The 18,744-nt window shown below is 32.7% G+C and carries 18 protein-coding genes and 1 tRNA gene; 4 read left to right on the top strand and 15 right to left on the bottom strand.

Annotation, left to right across the window (positions count from 1 at the left end):
* Positions 1-22: 22 nt before the first annotated feature.
* Positions 23-820: a ferritin-like domain-containing protein gene (locus A0083_RS01545; protein WP_197553674.1), complete on the top strand. Its 798-nt coding sequence runs from the start codon at positions 23-25 to the stop codon at positions 818-820.
* 2 nt (positions 821-822) lie between these two features.
* On the opposite strand, the gene A0083_RS01540 is transcribed toward A0083_RS01545, so the two are convergent.
* The 4 genes from A0083_RS01540 to acpP all read right to left on the bottom strand — a co-directional run bounded on the left by A0083_RS01540 (position 823) and on the right by acpP (position 3,383).
* A tRNA-Phe gene (locus tag A0083_RS01540) sits at positions 823-898 on the bottom strand.
* 68 nt (positions 899-966) lie between these two features.
* On the bottom strand, positions 967-1,902 hold the full coding sequence (locus A0083_RS01535; RefSeq protein WP_197553671.1) for an acetyl-CoA carboxylase carboxyltransferase subunit alpha: 936 nt from the start codon (positions 1,900-1,902) through the stop codon (positions 967-969).
* Position 1,903: 1 nt separating this feature from the next.
* Positions 1,904-3,118 (bottom strand): beta-ketoacyl-ACP synthase II, encoded by a 1,215-nt coding sequence (locus tag A0083_RS01530; RefSeq protein WP_197553668.1) that lies wholly within the window; start codon positions 3,116-3,118, stop codon positions 1,904-1,906.
* A 31-nt stretch (positions 3,119-3,149) separates the two neighbouring features.
* A complete protein-coding gene (gene acpP, locus A0083_RS01525) occupies positions 3,150-3,383 on the bottom strand; it encodes an acyl carrier protein (RefSeq protein WP_039617517.1) in 234 nt (77 codons plus the stop codon).
* Positions 3,384-3,539: 156 nt separating this feature from the next.
* Between acpP and tenA the strand changes: the two genes are divergently transcribed.
* The gene (gene tenA, locus A0083_RS01520; RefSeq protein ID WP_197553665.1) at positions 3,540-4,205 is read left to right on the top strand and encodes a thiaminase II; all 666 of its coding nucleotides are present in this window, start codon (positions 3,540-3,542) and stop codon (positions 4,203-4,205) included.
* 3 nt (positions 4,206-4,208) lie between these two features.
* Here the strand turns inward: tenA and feoB are convergent, their stop codons facing one another.
* The 7 genes from feoB to A0083_RS01485 form a co-directional block, all read right to left on the bottom strand.
* Complete coding sequence (gene feoB, locus A0083_RS01515; RefSeq protein WP_197553662.1) at positions 4,209-6,236, bottom strand: ferrous iron transport protein B; 2,028 nt, start codon at positions 6,234-6,236, stop codon at positions 4,209-4,211.
* Positions 6,233-6,463: a FeoA family protein gene (locus tag A0083_RS01510; RefSeq protein WP_197553659.1), complete on the bottom strand. Its 231-nt coding sequence runs from the start codon at positions 6,461-6,463 to the stop codon at positions 6,233-6,235. The genes feoB and A0083_RS01510 overlap by 4 nt, the downstream gene beginning before the upstream one ends.
* A 93-nt stretch (positions 6,464-6,556) precedes the next feature.
* Positions 6,557-7,897, bottom strand: coding sequence for an MmgE/PrpD family protein (locus A0083_RS01505; protein ID WP_197553656.1), 1,341 nt, complete (start codon positions 7,895-7,897; stop codon positions 6,557-6,559).
* A gap of 5 nt (positions 7,898-7,902) precedes the next feature.
* The gene (gene purB, locus A0083_RS01500) at positions 7,903-9,267 is read right to left on the bottom strand and encodes an adenylosuccinate lyase (protein WP_120760800.1); all 1,365 of its coding nucleotides are present in this window, start codon (positions 9,265-9,267) and stop codon (positions 7,903-7,905) included.
* A 3-nt stretch (positions 9,268-9,270) separates the two neighbouring features.
* The gene (gene metC, locus A0083_RS01495; protein ID WP_197553653.1) at positions 9,271-10,440 is read right to left on the bottom strand and encodes a cystathionine beta-lyase; all 1,170 of its coding nucleotides are present in this window, start codon (positions 10,438-10,440) and stop codon (positions 9,271-9,273) included.
* Positions 10,441-10,453: 13 nt separating this feature from the next.
* Positions 10,454-11,893 carry a C4-dicarboxylate transporter DcuC gene (gene dcuC, locus A0083_RS01490; protein WP_197553650.1) on the bottom strand — a complete coding sequence of 480 codons (1,440 nt, stop codon included), beginning with the start codon at positions 11,891-11,893 and terminating at the stop codon, positions 10,454-10,456.
* Positions 11,894-11,896: 3 nt separating this feature from the next.
* A complete protein-coding gene (locus A0083_RS01485) occupies positions 11,897-12,259 on the bottom strand; it encodes a Rid family detoxifying hydrolase (protein WP_197553647.1) in 363 nt (120 codons plus the stop codon).
* 167 nt (positions 12,260-12,426) lie between these two features.
* Between A0083_RS01485 and A0083_RS01480 the strand changes: the two genes are divergently transcribed.
* On the top strand, positions 12,427-13,101 hold the full coding sequence (locus tag A0083_RS01480) for a helix-turn-helix transcriptional regulator (protein ID WP_197553644.1): 675 nt from the start codon (positions 12,427-12,429) through the stop codon (positions 13,099-13,101).
* A gap of 2 nt (positions 13,102-13,103) precedes the next feature.
* On the opposite strand, the gene A0083_RS01475 is transcribed toward A0083_RS01480, so the two are convergent.
* The 4 genes from A0083_RS01475 to A0083_RS01460 are packed head-to-tail and all read right to left on the bottom strand — an operon-like array spanning position 13,104 to position 17,846.
* Positions 13,104-14,435 carry an anaerobic C4-dicarboxylate transporter family protein gene (locus tag A0083_RS01475; RefSeq protein WP_197553641.1) on the bottom strand — a complete coding sequence of 444 codons (1,332 nt, stop codon included), beginning with the start codon at positions 14,433-14,435 and terminating at the stop codon, positions 13,104-13,106.
* A gap of 4 nt (positions 14,436-14,439) precedes the next feature.
* Positions 14,440-15,837 (bottom strand): argininosuccinate lyase, encoded by a 1,398-nt coding sequence (gene argH, locus A0083_RS01470; RefSeq protein ID WP_197553638.1) that lies wholly within the window; start codon positions 15,835-15,837, stop codon positions 14,440-14,442.
* Between the two features lie 60 nt (positions 15,838-15,897).
* A complete protein-coding gene (locus tag A0083_RS01465; RefSeq protein WP_197553635.1) occupies positions 15,898-16,368 on the bottom strand; it encodes an ankyrin repeat domain-containing protein in 471 nt (156 codons plus the stop codon).
* Positions 16,369-16,421: 53 nt separating this feature from the next.
* On the bottom strand, positions 16,422-17,846 hold the full coding sequence (locus A0083_RS01460) for a catalase (RefSeq protein WP_197553632.1): 1,425 nt from the start codon (positions 17,844-17,846) through the stop codon (positions 16,422-16,424).
* Positions 17,847-18,086: 240 nt separating this feature from the next.
* Here A0083_RS01460 and A0083_RS01455 point away from each other — a divergent pair, with 240 nt between their 5' ends.
* Entirely contained in the window at positions 18,087-18,725 is a 639-nt protein-coding gene (locus A0083_RS01455) for a helix-turn-helix transcriptional regulator (protein WP_197553629.1), read from the top strand.
* Positions 18,726-18,744 lie beyond the last annotated feature (19 nt).

Here is an 18,744-nt window from a genome sequence, read left to right as displayed (position 1 = left end):
TATATTTAACAAAGGTTGAAAAATGGCGAGAAATTTTTTTAATGATTTGGAAAAAATTTTATATCAAAAAGATATTTTTCAAAAAATCCATGATTTTAAAAATTTCTACGATGACTTTAAAGCAAATAAGTGCGATTTTGACCATACCCGTAAAGCCATCATTTGTGAAAATTCACAAGTTAAAATCCTTCATCCTATGAAAATCAGGCGTCCAAAAGAAGCAAATAGCATTCTATCTTTAGCCAAAATCTTACATTCAGTTGCACATATAGAATATAGTGCTATAAACTTGGCTTTAGATGCTAGTTATAGATTTAAAAACTTGCCATTAAAATTTTATCAAGACTGGCTTGAAGTGGCTGATGAGGAAATCAAGCATTTTTTACTTTTAGAAAATGCTTTAAATGAATTAGGTTTTAAATATGGAGATTTTCATGCGCACGATAATCTTGAAAAAGCACTATTTTTAACCAAAGATAATCTTGCTCACAGAATGGGCATAGTTCACAGAGGGCTTGAAGCAAAAGGGCTTGATGCTAATCCTTTTGTTTTGGAAAAATTAAACACCGCAAATCATCCTATAAAAAGTCTATTTAATGAAATTTTTACAATTATACTAAATGATGAGATAAAACACGTAAGCAAAGGCGATTTTTGGTGGAATTACGCTAAAAAAGAACACGATAACTACCTTGATCTTTGCGCTGAATATAAAGAATTCAATCTTTTAGGAAAAATCTACAATAAAAAAGCTAGAATTCAAGCCGGATTTAAAGAGAGTGAACTTCAAGAATTAGAAAGTTTTTATAACAAAAAATAAAATGGTGGTTAGAGGCAGAATCGAACTGCCGACACGCAGATTTTCAGTCTGCTGCTCTACCGACTGAGCTATCCAACCACTGAATTGAAGTTGTAATTATACAAGAGTTTTTTTAAAATAAGTTGAAATTTGCATAAAAATGCAAATTATTCAGAAAAAGCTCCGAATTTAAAGATTTTTTGCATTCTTAATGCAGCTAATTCACGTTTGTCATGTTTTTCCAACTCATTTAAAGCATTTAAAACATAATCACTTAAATTTTTCATAGCACTTTCTTTATCTCTATGTGCTCCGCTTATTGGCTCTTCGATAACATCATCTATGAGACCTTGAGTTTTTAAATCATCAGCGGTTACTTTCATGGCTTTAGTCGCAGCTTCGCTTTTTGATGGATCATTCCATAAAATAGCCGCACACCCCTCTGGAGAAATAACAGAAAATACAGAATTTTTCATCATAGCTAATTTATCTGCAACACCTATAGCCAAAGCTCCACCGCTTCCACCTTCGCCTATAACTACTGCAATGGTAATGGTTTTTAAACTGCTCAACTCATATAAATTTCTAGCTATAGCCTCGCTTTGACCACGCTCTTCAGCACCTACACCTGGATAAGCACCCGGAGTATCCACCAAAAACAATACCGGTATGTCAAATTTTTCAGCCATTTTTGCTACTCTAAGAGCTTTTCTATAACCTTCAGGATGAGGCATACCAAAATTTCTATGAAGTTTATCTTTGGTACCTCTACCCTTTTGTTCTCCTATAACGATGATTTTTTTTCCACCTATATAACCTGCATAACACACAATGGCAGGATCATCTCTAAAAGCACGATCGCCATGGATTTCATACGCATCAGTTAATATAGCTTGAATATAATCAAGCGCATAAGGACGGTCAGGATGTCTTGCAAGCTGCAAACGTTGATAATCACTTAAATTTTTATAAACTTTTTGAGTTTCTTTTTCAAGGTTTTTTTCTAGAATTTTTACCGCTTCCTCATCGCCTTTGATTTTAGCATTTGCTAAATCTTCATCAATTTGCTGAATATTTTTTTCAAAATCTAAATAAGAAGCCATATTAATCTACTTTTTTGAAAATTACACAACCATTAGTTCCACCAAAACCAAAAGAATTACTCATTACAACATTGACTTCGCTTCTTCTTGCGGTATTTGGTATATAGTCAAGATCACAATTTTCATCTGCTGTAATTTGATTGATCGTTGGCGGCAATACACCTTGATCAAGCGCCATTAAAGAAATAACAGCTTCAATAGCACCAGCAGCACCTAGACAATGTCCTGTCTGACCCTTTGTAGAACTTACTAAAGGAATTTGATCCTTAAAAAGCTCTTTAATCGCTGCCGTTTCGTTTTTATCATTAACTGGAGTAGAAGTTCCATGCGCATTGATATAATCTACCTTTGGATTTCCCGCCATTTTTAATGCTTTTTTCATAGCACGTAACGGTCCTTCTAAAGTAGGCGAAGTGATATGATGTGCATCTGCACTTTCTCCAAAACCAACTAACTCAGCATAAATTTTTGCACCACGCTTTTTAGCAGCTTCATACTCTTCAAACACTAAAGCACCTGCACCCTCACCCATTACAAAACCATCTCTTTCTTTGTCAAATGGTCTTGATGCTGTTGCTGGATCATCGTTTCTAGTAGAAAGTGCTTTCATAGCAGCAAAACCACCTATACCCACAGCGCAAATAGCTGCTTCAGCACCTACTACAAGCATTTTATCTGCATTGCCCAAAGCTATACTTTTATAAGCTTCTCCTATGGCATGAGTTCCTGCTGCACACGCTGTAACACAAGAAATATTTGGTCCTTGTAAACCATGTTCGATCGAAATAATCCCACCAAGCATGTTTACTAAAGCAGAAGGTATAAAAAATGGAGTAATTTTACGCGGTCCACGCTGAGCACAAGTAACAGAATTTTTTTCTATGTTTGGTAAACCACCTATACCAGCTGCTGAAACTACACCAAATTCTTCTTTATTTAAAGTATCATCAAATTTAGCATCTTCCATAGCTTCTCTTGCTGCTTTAATACCAAGTTGAATAAAACGGTCTATCTTTTTAACCTCTTTAGCATCACACACACTCAAAGGATCAAAATTTTTCACTTCAGCAGCAATTTGCACTGGAAAATCAGTGGTATCAAAAAGAGTGATTTTATCAACACCGCTTTTACCATCACAAATAGCCTTAAACGAACTATCTTTGTCTAAGCCAAGGGCATTGATCATTCCTATACCTGTTACTACAACGCGTTTCAAACCGCACTCCTTATTTATATAAAATTAAAAATTATTTTTGAAGATTTTCGATATAGTTAACAACATCTTCAATTTTTACAAGTTTTTCAGCATCGCTATCTGGAATTTCTACATCAAATTTTTCTTCTAATGCCATAACTAATTCAACTACATCTAAAGAATCAGCACCTAAATCTTCAATGATTTTAGATTCCATTTTTACTGCATCTTCATCAACGCTAAGTTGCTCTACAACTACTTTTTTAACATCATCAAAAATTGCCATTTTTATCTCCTAGTTTAAAAAATTAAACCACATTTTACAATAAAAAAATAAATTTCTTGTTTAAAAAAACAAAAATTAAAAATTATTACGAAAAATTTAATTATCTATGTTTAAATAAAAGCTTTAATCTAAGTCTAATTTAAAGAAAGGAAAAATATGCTTTTAGATAAACTAATAAAAGAAAACAAGGCCATTTGGGATAAATACATTCATCATGAATTTGTACAAAAACTCCAAAATGGGACCTTAGAAAAAGAAGTGTTTTTGTTTTATCTAAAGCAAGATTATATTTTTTTAAATCATTATGCAAAGTGTTATGCTTTGCTAGCTTTAAATGCAAACAATGCTAAAGAAATTCAATTTGCCATTAAAAATCAAAATTATACACTAGAAGGTGAACTAGAGCTTCATAGGAGTATTTTAAAACTTGGTGTAGATGTTGATTCATTAAGCTATAAAGATGAAAGTTTGACTAATATCGCTTATACAAGATACTTATTAAGCGTAGGACAAAGCGGGGATTATTTAGATATGCTGTGCGCATTAAGCGCATGTGCTATAGGGTATGCTTATATTGGAGAGACTATTTATAATGACTTAGACGAAACAGCATTAAAAAACCATCCTTATAGAGAATGGGTTTTGACCTATTCAGGTAAAGAATTTCAAGATGAAATTCGATCTTTTAAAGATTTTTTTAACGCCTATACCAATAGCGTTAGTGAGAAAAAATTTAAAAAACTAAGTGAGATTTTTTACACCACGGTAAGACTTGAAGTAGCTTTTTGGCAACATTCTTTAGAGCAAAAAATGCAAATCTAATCATCAGTTGATGATTAGTTTAGCTATATTCACTCCTATCAAAGCAATAAAATACGCACTCAAACAAGTAAATAAAAATAAATATAAAGTGTATTTTTTACTTCCTGATTCTTTGCTAAAAACTATAGTAGCTGCAAAACATGGATTATAAATCATCACAAATAAAACATAAGCAATAGCTGTGGTAAATGGGATGTTATCTTTGATCGCTTCTTTTAAATCCAAACTTGTCTCATCAATTTCATCTCCTAAAGAATAAAGCACTCCCATGGTAGAAATCATCACCTCTTTAGCAGCTAAACCACTCACTAAAGAAACACTCAACCTCCAATCAAAACCAAGTGGCGCAAATAACGGTTCTATTGCTTTGCCAAATTCTCCTAGATAGCTTTTTTCTATCTGAAGTTCTTGACTTAATGCATTATGAGTTTTGTCTTCTTGCATAGGAAAATTACTCGCAAACCATACAAGCAAAGACGCAATCAAAATAAACGTGCCCGCTTTTTTTAAATACATTTTTGCTTTATTAAACACCATAAACCATACTAAATTCCAATTAGGCATTCTATATTTTGGCATTTCCATAACAAAAGGCTCATCTTGCCCTCTAAAAGCACTCATTCTTAAAATTTTAGCTGCGATCAAACCCAAAAAAGCACCCAAAAGATAAATTCCAAAAAGATAATTTCCAGCCACTTCAGCTGGAAAAAATACTCCAATAAAAAGCACATATACAGGAAGCCTTGCACCACAACTCATAAAATTAATAATAAAAAGCGTTAATAATCGATCTTTTTTATTTTTCAGAGTTCTTGTAGCCATAAATGCGGGCACAGAACAACCAAAACCGGTGATTAAAGGAATAAAGCTTTTACCATGCAAACCAAATTTATATAAAATTCCATCAAGTAAAAATGCAACACGAGCCATATATCCGGTTGTTTCAAGCAAAGCTATACCAAAAAATAAAATCACGATATTAGGCAAAAAAGTTACAACTGCACCAACACCGCTTAAAATTCCATCAGCCAAAGCAGAAGCGATAAATTCATTGCTAATATTATCTTTTACCTTATCCCCTAAAAAAGCAAAAAAGTTTTCAATATAGTCCATTGGAATTTGACCTAAGGTAAAGGTTAGTTGAAACAAAGTCCACATTAAAAATAAAAAGATAGGAACACCTAGGTATTTATTGATCAAAATAGCATCTATTTTTTTAGTATGATTTTGATGTTTGGTATTTTTACTTAAAACTTTTGCACATATTTTATTTGAAAAAAGAATTAACTCTTCTTTTAAAATACTCTCTATATCATTGCTTTGGTATGTTGTATGAATTTTTTCTAAAGCTTCATCGAGTATTTTTCTCAAAGCATGTGAAATGACTATATTAGCTTCTTTTTTAAGTAAAGCAAGCGCTAAATCTTTTGTAGAATAGTCCAAATAAGTGATTTCATTTGCCTCTAAAAATTCGCAGATCTTTTTAAGCTCATCTTCCATGGTATTACCATACATTTGCTCTTTTGTTTGAAAAGCGCTTTCATGTGTTGTAATGATCAAATCCAAAAGTGCATGTAAATTTTCTTTTGTTCTTGCACTCACACCAATACAAGGAGTATTTAAAAGCTGTGATAGAGTTTTAAAATCTATATTAAAACCTTCTTGACGTGCTTCATCTTGCATATTTAAAGCCATGATCATTTTAACTTTTGCTTCTAACAAAGAAGCACTTAGTATTAAATTACGTTCTAAATTTGTAGAATCTAACACATTTACCACAAGGTCATATTGACCTTTTTGCAAAAATTCTTTTGTGATTTTTTCCTCTTCACTATAACCATCTAAAGCATAAGTTCCTGGCAAATCAATCAATCTTATTTCATAGTTTTTATAAAACACTCTAGCTTCGGCTTTTTCTACTGTTACTCCACTAAAATTACCTACTTTCATATTAGCTTTACATAACACATTAATCAATAAACTCTTACCCACATTAGGTTGACCTACTAAAGCAACGGCAATTTGTCTCATTTTAACTCTTTTGTAATTTCTATAATTTTTGCTTCACTTGAACGCAAAATCACACAAGTAGTATTAAGCTCGATCATAATGGTAGAATTTGTCATAGAAGATCGTATTTTTTTGATTTTTTGATTTTTAGCAAAACCAAAACTAAAAAGTCTTGCTTGTAGTTGTTTATCAGCATTAAAGCCTACTATAATAGCCTCTTCATTATCTTTTAATGCATCTAAAGTCATGTTTTCCTCACAAAAACCAAGATAAAGCATTATATAAAAAATTAAATTATTTATTTTTTAAAATATTTAGAGCAACCTCAAAAAATGAGATTGCTAAAAATGAAAATCGCCTAGTTTTTCTAGATTTTGCACCTTTTCGACTAATTCCTCAGCCTTTGTTAAAGAAAGACTTACTGTAGCATTAGAAAGAAATTTGCTTTTAAGTTCTTCAAAACTCAAAGGATTGTCAAAATTACCCTTATTAATCGGCATGTCTTTTTTTATTATTTTACCATCACTTAAAATAGCCTCTAAGTGTCCTGGAAAATACTTTGGAAAGCCGCTAGATTTTTTCTTCTCATAGCTAATTTTTTTAGCAAATTCTATCAAATCCGCTCGGTTTAAATCCTCGTAAGATTTTAGAGTAATTTTACCATCAAAAAACGCTAAAGCCATTAAAAAAGGCATAGAAAATTTGGCTGCATAGGCACTTTTTGGCGCGTATTTTGCTTCGATTGGATCACATATAAACGCAATTGGCACCTCATCTACAAAACATCGTATGCTTACAATATCTTGTGCTTTTAAACCATCATTTCTTAAACTCACCGCACAATCAATAAGCCCATGTGCAAAATGACAACTTGGATAAGGTTTTAACGAAACTTGCATTACTTGCCAAATTTCACTCAAGCCTTTGTAAAGTTCATTTTTATCGCATTCATCTTCTAAGCCAAAAGCTCTAAAGATATTATCCCTTCCTTCAAATATACTCAAAGGACCACTCATATTAGCTTTTGCAAAATTTGCCACCAAAATTCCATTTTTTAAAGCATTGGCAATATGCAATACTTTAGAATTAGAACCATTAGATAAAAACTCATTCACTCCACTTGCAAAACTTCCTGCTAAACCTAATGCATTAATAATTTGCTCTTTATTTAAATCCAACAAAACACAACTTGCGGCCACACTACCAAAAATTCCTGCTATAGCAGTAGTATGAAAGCCACGTTTGTGAAAACTTCCTTTGCTTGCTATACCCACTCTAGCAGCAATCTCCCAGCCTGCAATAAAAGCTTTTAAAACTTTTTTTCCATCTTTACTTACACTAAATCCATAAGTTAAACAAAGCGGAGCTAAAATCGCACTTGCATGCAAGATAGCCTCAGTATGAGTATCATCAAAATCAAGAGCATGTGCTGCGATAGCATTTACCATCGCAGCATAGATTACATCAAGTTTTTTATCTTCACACCAAATTTTTTCACTAGGATTTAAACTTAAGCTTTCAAAAGCTTTAGTTGCATTAAGCACACAAGATTCATTTTTAGCTGCTAAAGCCGTTCCTAAAGCATCTAACATTAACTCTTTTGCTCTTTGTTTTACTTCATGAGGGATCATCTCGTAGTCTAATTTGACAATAAAATCAGCTAATTTTTCACTTATATACATTGGTACTACTTTAAAATTTCAGCATTAGCGATTTTTTCTAAAAATTCATCAACTAGCTTTGGTGCATATCCCACATAAGTTGTCGCATCCATCAAAGCATCAATATCTTTTTCGCTTAAAACCTTACTCACACGCTCATCATCAAGCAAGACTTCTTTGAATGTTTTATGGTTTTCTATCCCCCTCATGGCATTTTCATATACAATTTCATGCGCATGTTGCTTACCATAATGATCACTCAAAGCAAACATTACACGCTCTGCTAATACAAAACCATCAAGTGTGTTAAGATTTTTTAACATTTTGTCTTTTTTAACCTCTAAATCTTCGAAAACAAATTTCATATTTGCCAAGATCACAGAAAGCATTAAAAAAGCTTCTGGTAAAAGTTTCCACTCCATTTTCCAAACTTGTCCATCTCTTTCATGCTCATGTCTTTCTATATCGCCTATAATTGCAATATTTGCTCTTAAAGCATTACTTACTGTTACAGCATTTTCGCTTACAGCAGGATTTCTCTTATGAGGCATAGTAGAACTTCCCACCTGACCTTTTCCAAAAGGTTCAGCAATTTCGTCTATTTCATTGTGAGTTAAGATTAAAAGTTGATGTGCGATTTTGTTAAAAGTTGCATTGATATTGCCTAAAACATAACCAAGTTCCACAAAACGATCTCTTGCTGGTTGCCATGAGATATCAGGCACTTCTAAACCTAAACTCTCCAAAGTAAGCTTTTCTACCTCATTAGCCTTTTCACTTAAACTTGCTTTAGTTCCTACTGCACCTACGATTAATCCTACATATAATCTTTTTTCAAGCTCGATAATTCTTTCATAGTGGCGATTTAACTCACTAAGCCAAATTGCAACTTTATGTCCAAAGGTTATAGGTAAAGCTTGCAAAGCTAAAGTTCTTCCCATCATTGCAGTGTTTTTATGTTCTTTAGCGATTTTTGCTAAATTTTTTGCTATTTCTTTTAAATCCTGTTTGATTAAAGCCATAGCTTCTTTAAACTGCAAAACCAATCCCGTATCGATAATATCTTGAGTAGTTACACCAAAATGTACATACTCACCTAAACCATTTTCGCAAGCTTTTTCTAAACCACGCACAGTAGGGACTAAAGGGTGTTTGGTCTTTTTAAACTCAGCAAAAATATAATCCATATCCATAAATTGATAATGAGCCTTTTTAGCTATTTCCACAGCCGCCTCATTAGGAATAATGCCGAGTTTTGCTTGAGCTTTTGCCAAAGCAGCTTCTACATCAAGCCATTTTTGAATTCTATTTTCTTCACTGAAAATAGCTCTCATTGCAGGAGTGCTCCAAGAATCTTGAAGCAGTCTCATATCAAATACACTTACACCCATGTTTTATCCTTTTAAATTGATTTTTTCAAATGCTTGTTTTAAATCAGCAATCAAATCCTTGCTATCTTCAAGACCTATATGAAATCTCACAAAAGGCCCTCTTTTACTCCAATCTGTTGCAGTTCTAGGTGGGGTTGTAACCGTAGCCAAACTCTCATATCCACCCCAGCTTGCTCCAATTGAAAAGTATTCTAAGCTATCAACAAATAAAATAGCTTGTTCTTTAGAAATATCATCTGCAAATTCAATCGTAACCATACCATTAGCACCTTTATGATCGCGCATAAATACTTCATGATTTGGATGAGTTTTTAATTTTGGATAAAAAATCGTTTTAACCTCTTTTCTACTTTGCAAAAACTCCACCACCTCATCTGCGCTTTTTTCATGTGCTCTCATTCTAACATCTAAAGTTCTCATACCACGAAGCACCAAATAACAATCATCAGGACTAGTGGTAAAACCTAAAGCTTCTGGTAATTTGTCAAAATTTTGCCACTCTTTTTCATTGGTTATAACTATACCCATAGTCACATCTGAATGCCCACTTAAATACTTAGTTGCAGCAATCACTGAAATATCCGCTCCATACTCTAAAGGATTGAAAAAATATCCACTTGAATATGTATTATCAATCGCTACTGGTATGTTATACTTATGCGCGATTTCACAAAGCTTTGGTAAGTCAATGATTTCATATAGTATAGAACCTGGACTTTCGCAAAGTATTAGCTTAGTGTTTGGCTTAATTTTTTCTACCACATCGCTTGCATCTGCTTTTAAAAAATCTATTTCTACGCCCATTTTTGCCAAAAATAAATCACAAATCGTTCTAACAGGGCCATAAATAGCATCAGTGATTAAAATATGCGCATCCTTGCTCGCATAATTTAAAAGCACCATAGCCAAAGCTGCAAGACCCGTTGGAAAAAGCTGTGCTCTATATCCACCTTCAAGCTCACAAATTAGTTTTTCTAATTCAAAATTCGTTGCCGTGCCTCTAGCTCCATACGTTAAAACACGATCTGTTTTTCTTAAATCTCGGTATTTTTGCCATGTGGCATGATCTTTAAAAAGTATAGTAGAAGCACGCATTAAGGTAGGGTTAACCGATCTTGCTTCAACATTTTGATCACCTCTTCCAAGATGAATAAGTTTAGTTTTATTGTTCACTTTTTACTCCTTTTTACAAATAAATATAAGTCATGATCATATTCACAATAGCAGCTACTAGCATAGGGATAAGTGTTCTTTTTACCACTTGCAGTGGATTTACTTTTGCCATAGCTGAAATAGCTAATATAGCAGGTGCAATCGGCGAAATACATCTACCAAAGCCTGTCATGATTTGAATAGGTGCGATCATGGATATAGTATCTACTCCAAAAGATTTTGCTATATTAGGAATGAGTGGAGCAAAAGAAAAAAATGCTGCATTTCCAGATCCCATTAAAAATGCACACACAGCAAGCAAAATAGATACTGCTATAATAATAGCAAACACACTAAAACCTGCATTTTTTGCAAAATCTATCAAGGTATCTACAAAACCAACCGATAAAAGTCCACTTGCAAAAACTTGACCACATATAATCAAAGACACCGTAATCACAAACAAATGCCCCATACCTTTAAAAAATACCATAATAGAATTTAAAGTATCAACCAAACTTCTATAACGAATAATTTCAAATGCAATTGCTATAAAAGTTGAGATCATCATCGCAACTGGTACATTCATTTTAATAGCAGTAGATGAAGCTGCTGTCACTTCTTCTATGGTGGTAATTCCCATTAAAATCATAATGCTATCTACAACACTACTAAAACCTAAAATCAACACCAAAGGTAAAATAGGTAAAATTGCATAAATTCTAGGTGGTTTTTTCAACTCTTCATTATTACCATCATGCTCTGCTAATTCTCTTTCAACCTCATCACGATTAAATACAAAATTTTCTTTTTTATCAAAGTATTTTGAACAAAAATAAACCGCAATACCTACTGCTATAATAATAGGGCAAGTTGTAGGAAGTTGATAATGTACAAAATACACCGCAGGATCAATCTCTGCTGTTTTTGCAGCCAAAATCACATTACCGCTACCTGGCCCATGATCGATGTATTGACAAATAGCAATAATTGAAAGCGCTGAAAGCTTGGACACGCCAGTACGCACTAAGATTGGATACATTGTGACCATCAACAACAGTGCTAAACCTGCATGTGAAGGTATAAAAAGCACTAAAAACTGAACAACAAAATAAGAAACTAAGAGTAAAATATAAGGGGATTTTACTACTTTGAGAGGTTTTTCAAATACCTTAAACAACGCATAACTTGCACCTACATGATCCATATAAGCTGAAAAACCTGCCACACACATCAAAGTAAGTCCAAGTCCTGCTAAGGTGCTTGACATTTTAGTATTGACTACTTGGAAAATATCAAAAAAACCTAAATGCAACGATTGTTTTTCACCAATAATAGGAGAAAGTCCAAAAATTCCCGCCAAAGACAGCAATAATAAACCACTTAAAAGCAACGCCATATGGGCGTTGACTTTTTTATAAAGCATAAAAACAAGTAAAATTATAGAGCATAACGCGAAGCATAAACCTAACATGCTTTATCCTTTATGAGCGATAACCTCTATCTCCACTTTTGCTCCTTTTGGAAGATCTTTTACCGCAAAAGCACTTCTTGCAGGATATGGAGCTGCGAAAAATTCAGAGTACACTTCATTGAAAGCAACAAAATCATCAATATTTGCTAAAAAGCAAGTGGTTTTTACCACATTATTAAAATACAGATTATTTTCCTCTAAAATAGCCTTAATGTTTAACAACGATTGTCTTGTTTGATCTTTTACATCTTCACTTTCTATATTTCCACTTTCTGGGTTAATAGGAAGTTGTCCTGAAATAAATAATAAACCATTAACTTCTCTATAAGCTGAATATGGTCCTATCGCTTTTGGATAATTTGCCATGTTTACTCCTTGTAATTAAATAAATTCACAATATAATATTATCATCATAATAATAAATTGTCAATATTTTTTTATTATAATAATAATTTTTTTTATTATAAGTAAATATTAACAACTTTGATGAAATATTTTGTAAAATAACAAAAAACAACAAAAAGGTCTAGATCATGGATGAACAACAAAAAGAATTATTTATTAAACTTACGCAGTTTTTAGGGCAAGTTCTTGGGAAACAATATGAAATCGTTTTTCATGTGATTTCAGATGAGGGATCTTATATAGCAGCTATTGCAAATAACCATATTAGTGGAAGAACGACTAGCTCGCCTTTAACTTCTTTTGCAAGCGAACTAGTCCAAGAAAAAGAGTATTTAAACAAAGATTTTCTTTGTGATTATAAAGCAAGAGTGGGAAAATCCAAAATTGTTACCGGATCAACTTTTTTTATCAAAAATCAAAATAAAATCGTAGGGATTTTATGTATAAATCACGACACAACAGAACTTAGAAGTGCTATTAGTAAAATCATAGAACTTGAAAAGATTAACGATTTTAGTGATTTATTAGATATTCATAGTCAAAATAATGTCAATTTACACAACATGAGTAATATAGAAACACTTAGTCATTCCATAGAAGATATTTTAGCAGAAAACATTGATTTAAAGTATCTCAATTCAGGCTATAGCTTAAGTACTGAACAAAAAGATGAAATCATCAAAAAACTACACTCAAAAGGGATTTTCAATATCAAAGGAAGTATATCTATAGTTGCCAAACTACTAAATATATCAGAACCTAGCGTTTATAGGTATCTTCAAAAACTTAAAAATAATCTCTAAGCTTAAAATACAAGCTTAGAGATAAAATAACCTGCGATAGTTGCACTAAAAACTAAAACAAACCCTGGTCTTAAATACGAATGATTAATCACAAATTTGCCAATTCTTGTTGTGCCTGTTCTATCAAAAGCAACACAAGCTATTTGATTAGCTCCTGGCACTATGAAATCTCCACATACACAAGGATAAAGCACAATGAGAATATGAGGAGGTATTCCTAAGCTTACACCCAAAGGCATTAACGCAGCCACAGTAGCCGAAGGAGAAAAAATCACCATAGAAAAAGCAAATAAAGCTACCCCAAACAAATAAGGATAATCCTCTACAACATGCGATAAAGAATCACTAAATAATGGCTTATAGGCTTCAAAAAATGTTCCTGTCATCCATGCTATACCAAAAACCCCTATAACCCCTATAAGTCCCGATCTAAACACCGAAGCTTCACCAAGTTTATTAGCAGGTACTTTAGCAAAAAGCATGATTAAGCATGCTGTTGCTAGCATGATCATTTGAATTAAATTTGGCGTAGAGAGTCTTTCAATATTGCCATTTGAAAGCTCATAATGAGGCAACAAATTTGTAAAAGTACCAAAAAAAATAATGGCTAAAATTCCTAAGGCAAAGACATATAAAGATCTTTTTGCCATAGGATTGTGCTCACTATCTTTGTTTTGTAAGTCTTCATTTAAAAAATGATACTCTCCAGCTTTTATTCTTCTTAAAAATTCCTCATCTTGTTCAAGCTCTCTACCTCTTTTAAAAACACTTAAACACGCAAAAAATACACCTATAAAAAAAGCGGGTAAGCTTATCATTAGAATTTGCACTATTGTTGTACCACTAAAAGCTAGTATGGCTACCATAGCAGCAGTAGCTGCACTCATAGGAGAAGCTATCACCCCAATACCCGCTGCAATCACTGAAACCGAAAGCGCTCTTTCAGGTCGAATTTTAGCCTGAGCAGCTACTTCAGCAATCACTGGATAAATAGAAAACGCCACATAAGTAGTACCACAAAAAATCGTAAAAGTAGAACTGATCAAAGGTCCCATAAAGACAATAGCTTGAGGTTTTTTCTTTAAAATTTTTTCTGCTATTTTCACTAGCAAATCAAGTCCACCTGCACTCTGTAAAACACTCACACAAGTAATCACAGCTAATATGATAAACACAACACTCACAGGAAGTGAAGCAGGTTGCATACCAAAAACCAAAACCAAAATACACATGCCTAGTCCACCTGCAACCCCAAGTCCTATACCACCATATCTACCACCTATGGCTATCATAGAAAAGATGATAAAAAGTTCTAATATAAAAATCAAATCCATTCAACTATGCCTTGTTTTGAACCAACAACGCTTTAGCATGTTCAATTTGTTCTAACACAACCTTAGTACCAGTTCCACCATAAGATACTCTTGCATCTACGCAAGTTTCCAAAGCAATTGCTTCATAGATATCATTTTGAATACTTTTGCTAAATTGATGTAATTCTTCCATACTAAGTTCTTCAAGCATTTTCCCATGTTTTATACAGTAATTTACCGCAGAACCTACAATGCTATGAGCCTCTCTAAAAGGTATGTTTTTTCTTACTAAATAATCAGCCATATCAGTTGCATTTGAAAAGCCTTTTGCTGCAGCTTTTCTTGTATTTTCAGCATTTACTTGCATTTTTTCTATCATAGGAGTTAAAATTTTCAAACTTGCCATTAAAGTATCCATAGAATCATAAACTTGCGCCTTATCTTCACTCATATCAGTATTATAAGCAAGTGGAATTCCTTTCATGATGGTCAACATAGCCATAACATTCCCATACATTCTACCTGTTTTACCACGCATTTTTTCGGCTACATCAGGATTTTTCTTTTGAGGCATTATGCTTGAACCAGTGCAAAAATCATCACTTAATTCTATAAATTTAAAATCTTGACTTGAAAAGATAATCACTTCTTCACAAAAACGACTAAGATGCATAAAACACATCGCTGCAATAGAAGTAAACTCCACCATATGATCTCTATCGCTAACACTATCAATGCTATTTTCAGTTGGCTTGGCAAAGCCTAATTCTTTTGCGCAAAAATGCCTATCAATATTAAAAGTAGTTCCCCCTAAAGCAGCTGCTCCTAAAGGACACTCTTGCATTCTTTTATATAAATCTTCAAAACGAGAATAATCCCTGCTTAACATCCAAAAATACGCCATAATCCAATGTGAAAAAAGTATCGGCTGGCCTGTTTGCAAATGAGTATAACCTGGCATAATAGCTTTAATATTTTTTTGAGCTTGATGAATAATCTCTTCTTGTAAAGTAGTGATTTGACTCAAGATCTCTTTAATAACTGCCATCATATGCATTTTTGAATCAAGGGTGGTTTGATCGTTTCTACTTCTTGCTGTATGAAGCTTTCCTCCCACAGGACCTACAATTTGTGTCATTCTTTTTTCTACAGCCATATGAATATCCTCATCAGCTATATCAAACACAAAAGTACCATTTTGAATTTCTTCTCTAACTTGCTCTAAACCCTTAATGATAGCCTTTGCTTCATCTTCTTTGATAATGCCTTGTTTTGCAAGCATAGTGCAATGAACTATGCTTCCTTGTATATCAAAAGGAGCAAGTCTTGGCTCAACCGGCAATGACGCGGTGTACTCTTCAACCAATTTATTTGTAGGCAAATCAAAACGTCCACCCCATAATTTCTCTGCTTTTTGCGACATGTTTATCCTTTTATTTGCAAATAAAAGGATAATTTTATAATTTTTATTTTTTCAAAGAGTTTAACTTTGTTTTCTTTTGAAAATTTTTAATACAAGCAAGGCTGTTTTTTTGAAAAAATTCTTTTGTGATTGCTGAGTTAAAAACTCCACTATATCTCTATGACCAAACATCAATGCAAAACTAAAAGGTGTCATACCAAGACCATTATTTTCATCTATATTTGCTCCATATTGAACTAAAAGTTTACACATAGGCAAATAACCTTTAAAACACACCCCTGCTAATGGAGTTTGCCCTCTATCATTTTTCTCATCTACACTTGCACCATTTTCTAGTAAAAACTTTGCGCATTCATAAGCATTATGGTAACTTGCAAGCATTAAAAGACTATCACCTTTGTGGTTTTTTAAATTGACACTCAAACCTGCTTCTATCATAATCTTTAAATTTTCTACATCATTTTTTCTTGCAAAATCAAAAGCCATAGTGCAAAGCTCTTGAATTCTTTTTTCTTCTTCATTGTTAAACATATTTTTCCTTTTATAATCTTTAGTTTGCCACTTTTAAAAGTGGCAAGTAAAAATTACATATTTAATGCTTTTTTCACACCATTTGCATATTCACTTGAAATTTTTTCAAAATGTCCCAATGCTCTTTGTATGATTTTTTCATCAACTCCAGCCATAGATGCTGCGATGTTTTTAAACAGTTGCTCTTTTTGATCTTGATTCATTATATCAAACAAGGCCTTTGGTTGAGTGTAAAAATCATCATCAAGTGGAGCATATCTTTGAGCATTACCTTCAAGTATCAAATCAGGCTCTAGGTAATTTTTATCTTCTTTTGGACTATCATCATAGCTATTTGGCTCATAATAAGCTGCACCATTTTTATAAGTATCAAAATTCATAGCACCTGCTACGTTGTAGGTATTAACCTCGCTTTGCGCACGATTAACTGGCAATAAATGATAATTTGTCCCTATGCGGTATCTATGTGCATCAGGGTAAGAAAAAATTCTTGCTTGTAGCATTTTATCAGGACTAAAACCAATACCAGGAACGATATTGCTTGGACTAAATGCAGCTTGTTCTACTTCATTAAAGTAATTTTGTACATTTTTATTTAAAATCAATTCTCCTACTTCTATCAAAGGAACCTTACTGTGTGGCCATACTTTGGTTAAATCAAAAGGATTAAAACCTAATTTTTCTGCTTCATCTTCTTTTAAGACTTGAATTTGGAAAGTCCATTTTGGAAAATCTCCTTTTTCTATGGCTTCATATAAATCTCTTTGATGACTTTCTCTATCATTAGCTATTAAACTAGCAGCTTCTTCATTGGTTAAATTTTTAATACCTTGCTTGGTTTTAAAATGAAATTTCACCCAAAATCTTTCATTTTTATCATTAATCAAACTATAGGTATGGCTTCCAAATCCATGCATATGACGATAACTTGCAGGAATTCCCCTATCACTCATTAAAATAGTAACTTGATGTAAGCTTTCAGGACACAAACTCCAAAAATCCCATGCGGCGTTATTACTTCTTAAATGACTTCTTGGATCTCTTTTTTGAGTATGGATAAAATCAGGAAATTTATACGCATCTCTTATAAAAAATGTTGGAGTGTTATTACCTACCAAATCCCAATTTCCTTCTTTAGTGTAAAATTTAATCGCAAAACCTCTCACATCTCTTTCTGCATCAGCAGCACCTGCTTCCCCTGCAACAGTTGAAAATCTTATAAACAAAGGTGTAGTTTCTCCAAGTTGTAAAACTTTTGCTTTGGTATATTTAGATATGTCTTTGGTGATTTTAAGCTCTCCATAAGCACCACTTCCTTTTGCATGCACCGTTCTTTCTGGAATTCTTTCTCTGTTTTGATGAGCAAGCTTTTCAAGTAAAATATAATCTTGCATTAAAAGTGGGCCTTTAGCGCCTGCACTAAGTGAGTTTTGATTATCGGCGACAATATTTCCAAAATCATTGGTTAGTTTTCTCATTTTTTTCTCCTTTTTTACAAATAATAATTTTTATTATTTGATAAATTATATTATCTAAATATTAAAATAAAATAAAATTCGTAAGAAAATAAAAAATGATTGTAAAATTATTATTTTTCAAAAAATAATCTTTTTTTAAGCATAAATATTTTTATTTTGTATTAAAATTGTTAAAAAATAAGAAAAGTAGTCTTATTTTAATATTTTTACTACAAAATCGACACAAAAAAAGGGGAACTCATGGACAAAGAAACAAGAACATACTATATTAAATTGGTGAAATTTCTTGCAGAGGCTTTAGGAAGAAACTACGAAATAGTCTTACACGATGTAAGTGAAGATGGCACTAACATAGCAGAAATCGCCAATAATCACATCAGTAAAAGAACTATAAATTCACCTCTTACAGGCTTTGCTATCGAGATGATCAAAAACAAAATTTACCTTGAGCGCGATTACATCACACACTATAAAACTTCAGCTAAAAGCTCACAAGTGATGTCAGGATCAACATTTTTTATCAAAAAAGATGAGAAGCTTGAAGGCTTGCTTTGTATCAACCACGACACCTCTGCGTTTAAAAAAATTTCTGATGAAATTTTAAATCTTGGCAATATCTACGACAACTCTCATGAAAATCCAGAACAAGAAAACAAAGAATACATCAAGCTTAACTTGGAAGAAATCATCGAAGATATCTCAGGTGTAGACATAGAAACATTTAAAAATAAAAGCTTAAAACCCAAAGAAAAGCAAAAAATCATTGCAAGTTTGTATGAAAAAGGAGTGTTTAATGTCAAAGGGGTTATCCCTAAAGTTGCTGATATTTTAAGTATTTCAGAACCTAGTGTTTATAGGCATTTGCAAAAAATCAAGTAAGGGTAATTTTTCAAAAAAA

This window comes from Campylobacter sp. 2014D-0216, from assembly GCF_014931215.1.
GTDB lineage: Bacteria > Campylobacterota > Campylobacteria > Campylobacterales > Campylobacteraceae > Campylobacter_D.
Note: the sequence above shows the minus strand (reverse complement) of the source record. Positions and strands in the feature narration are given on the sequence as shown.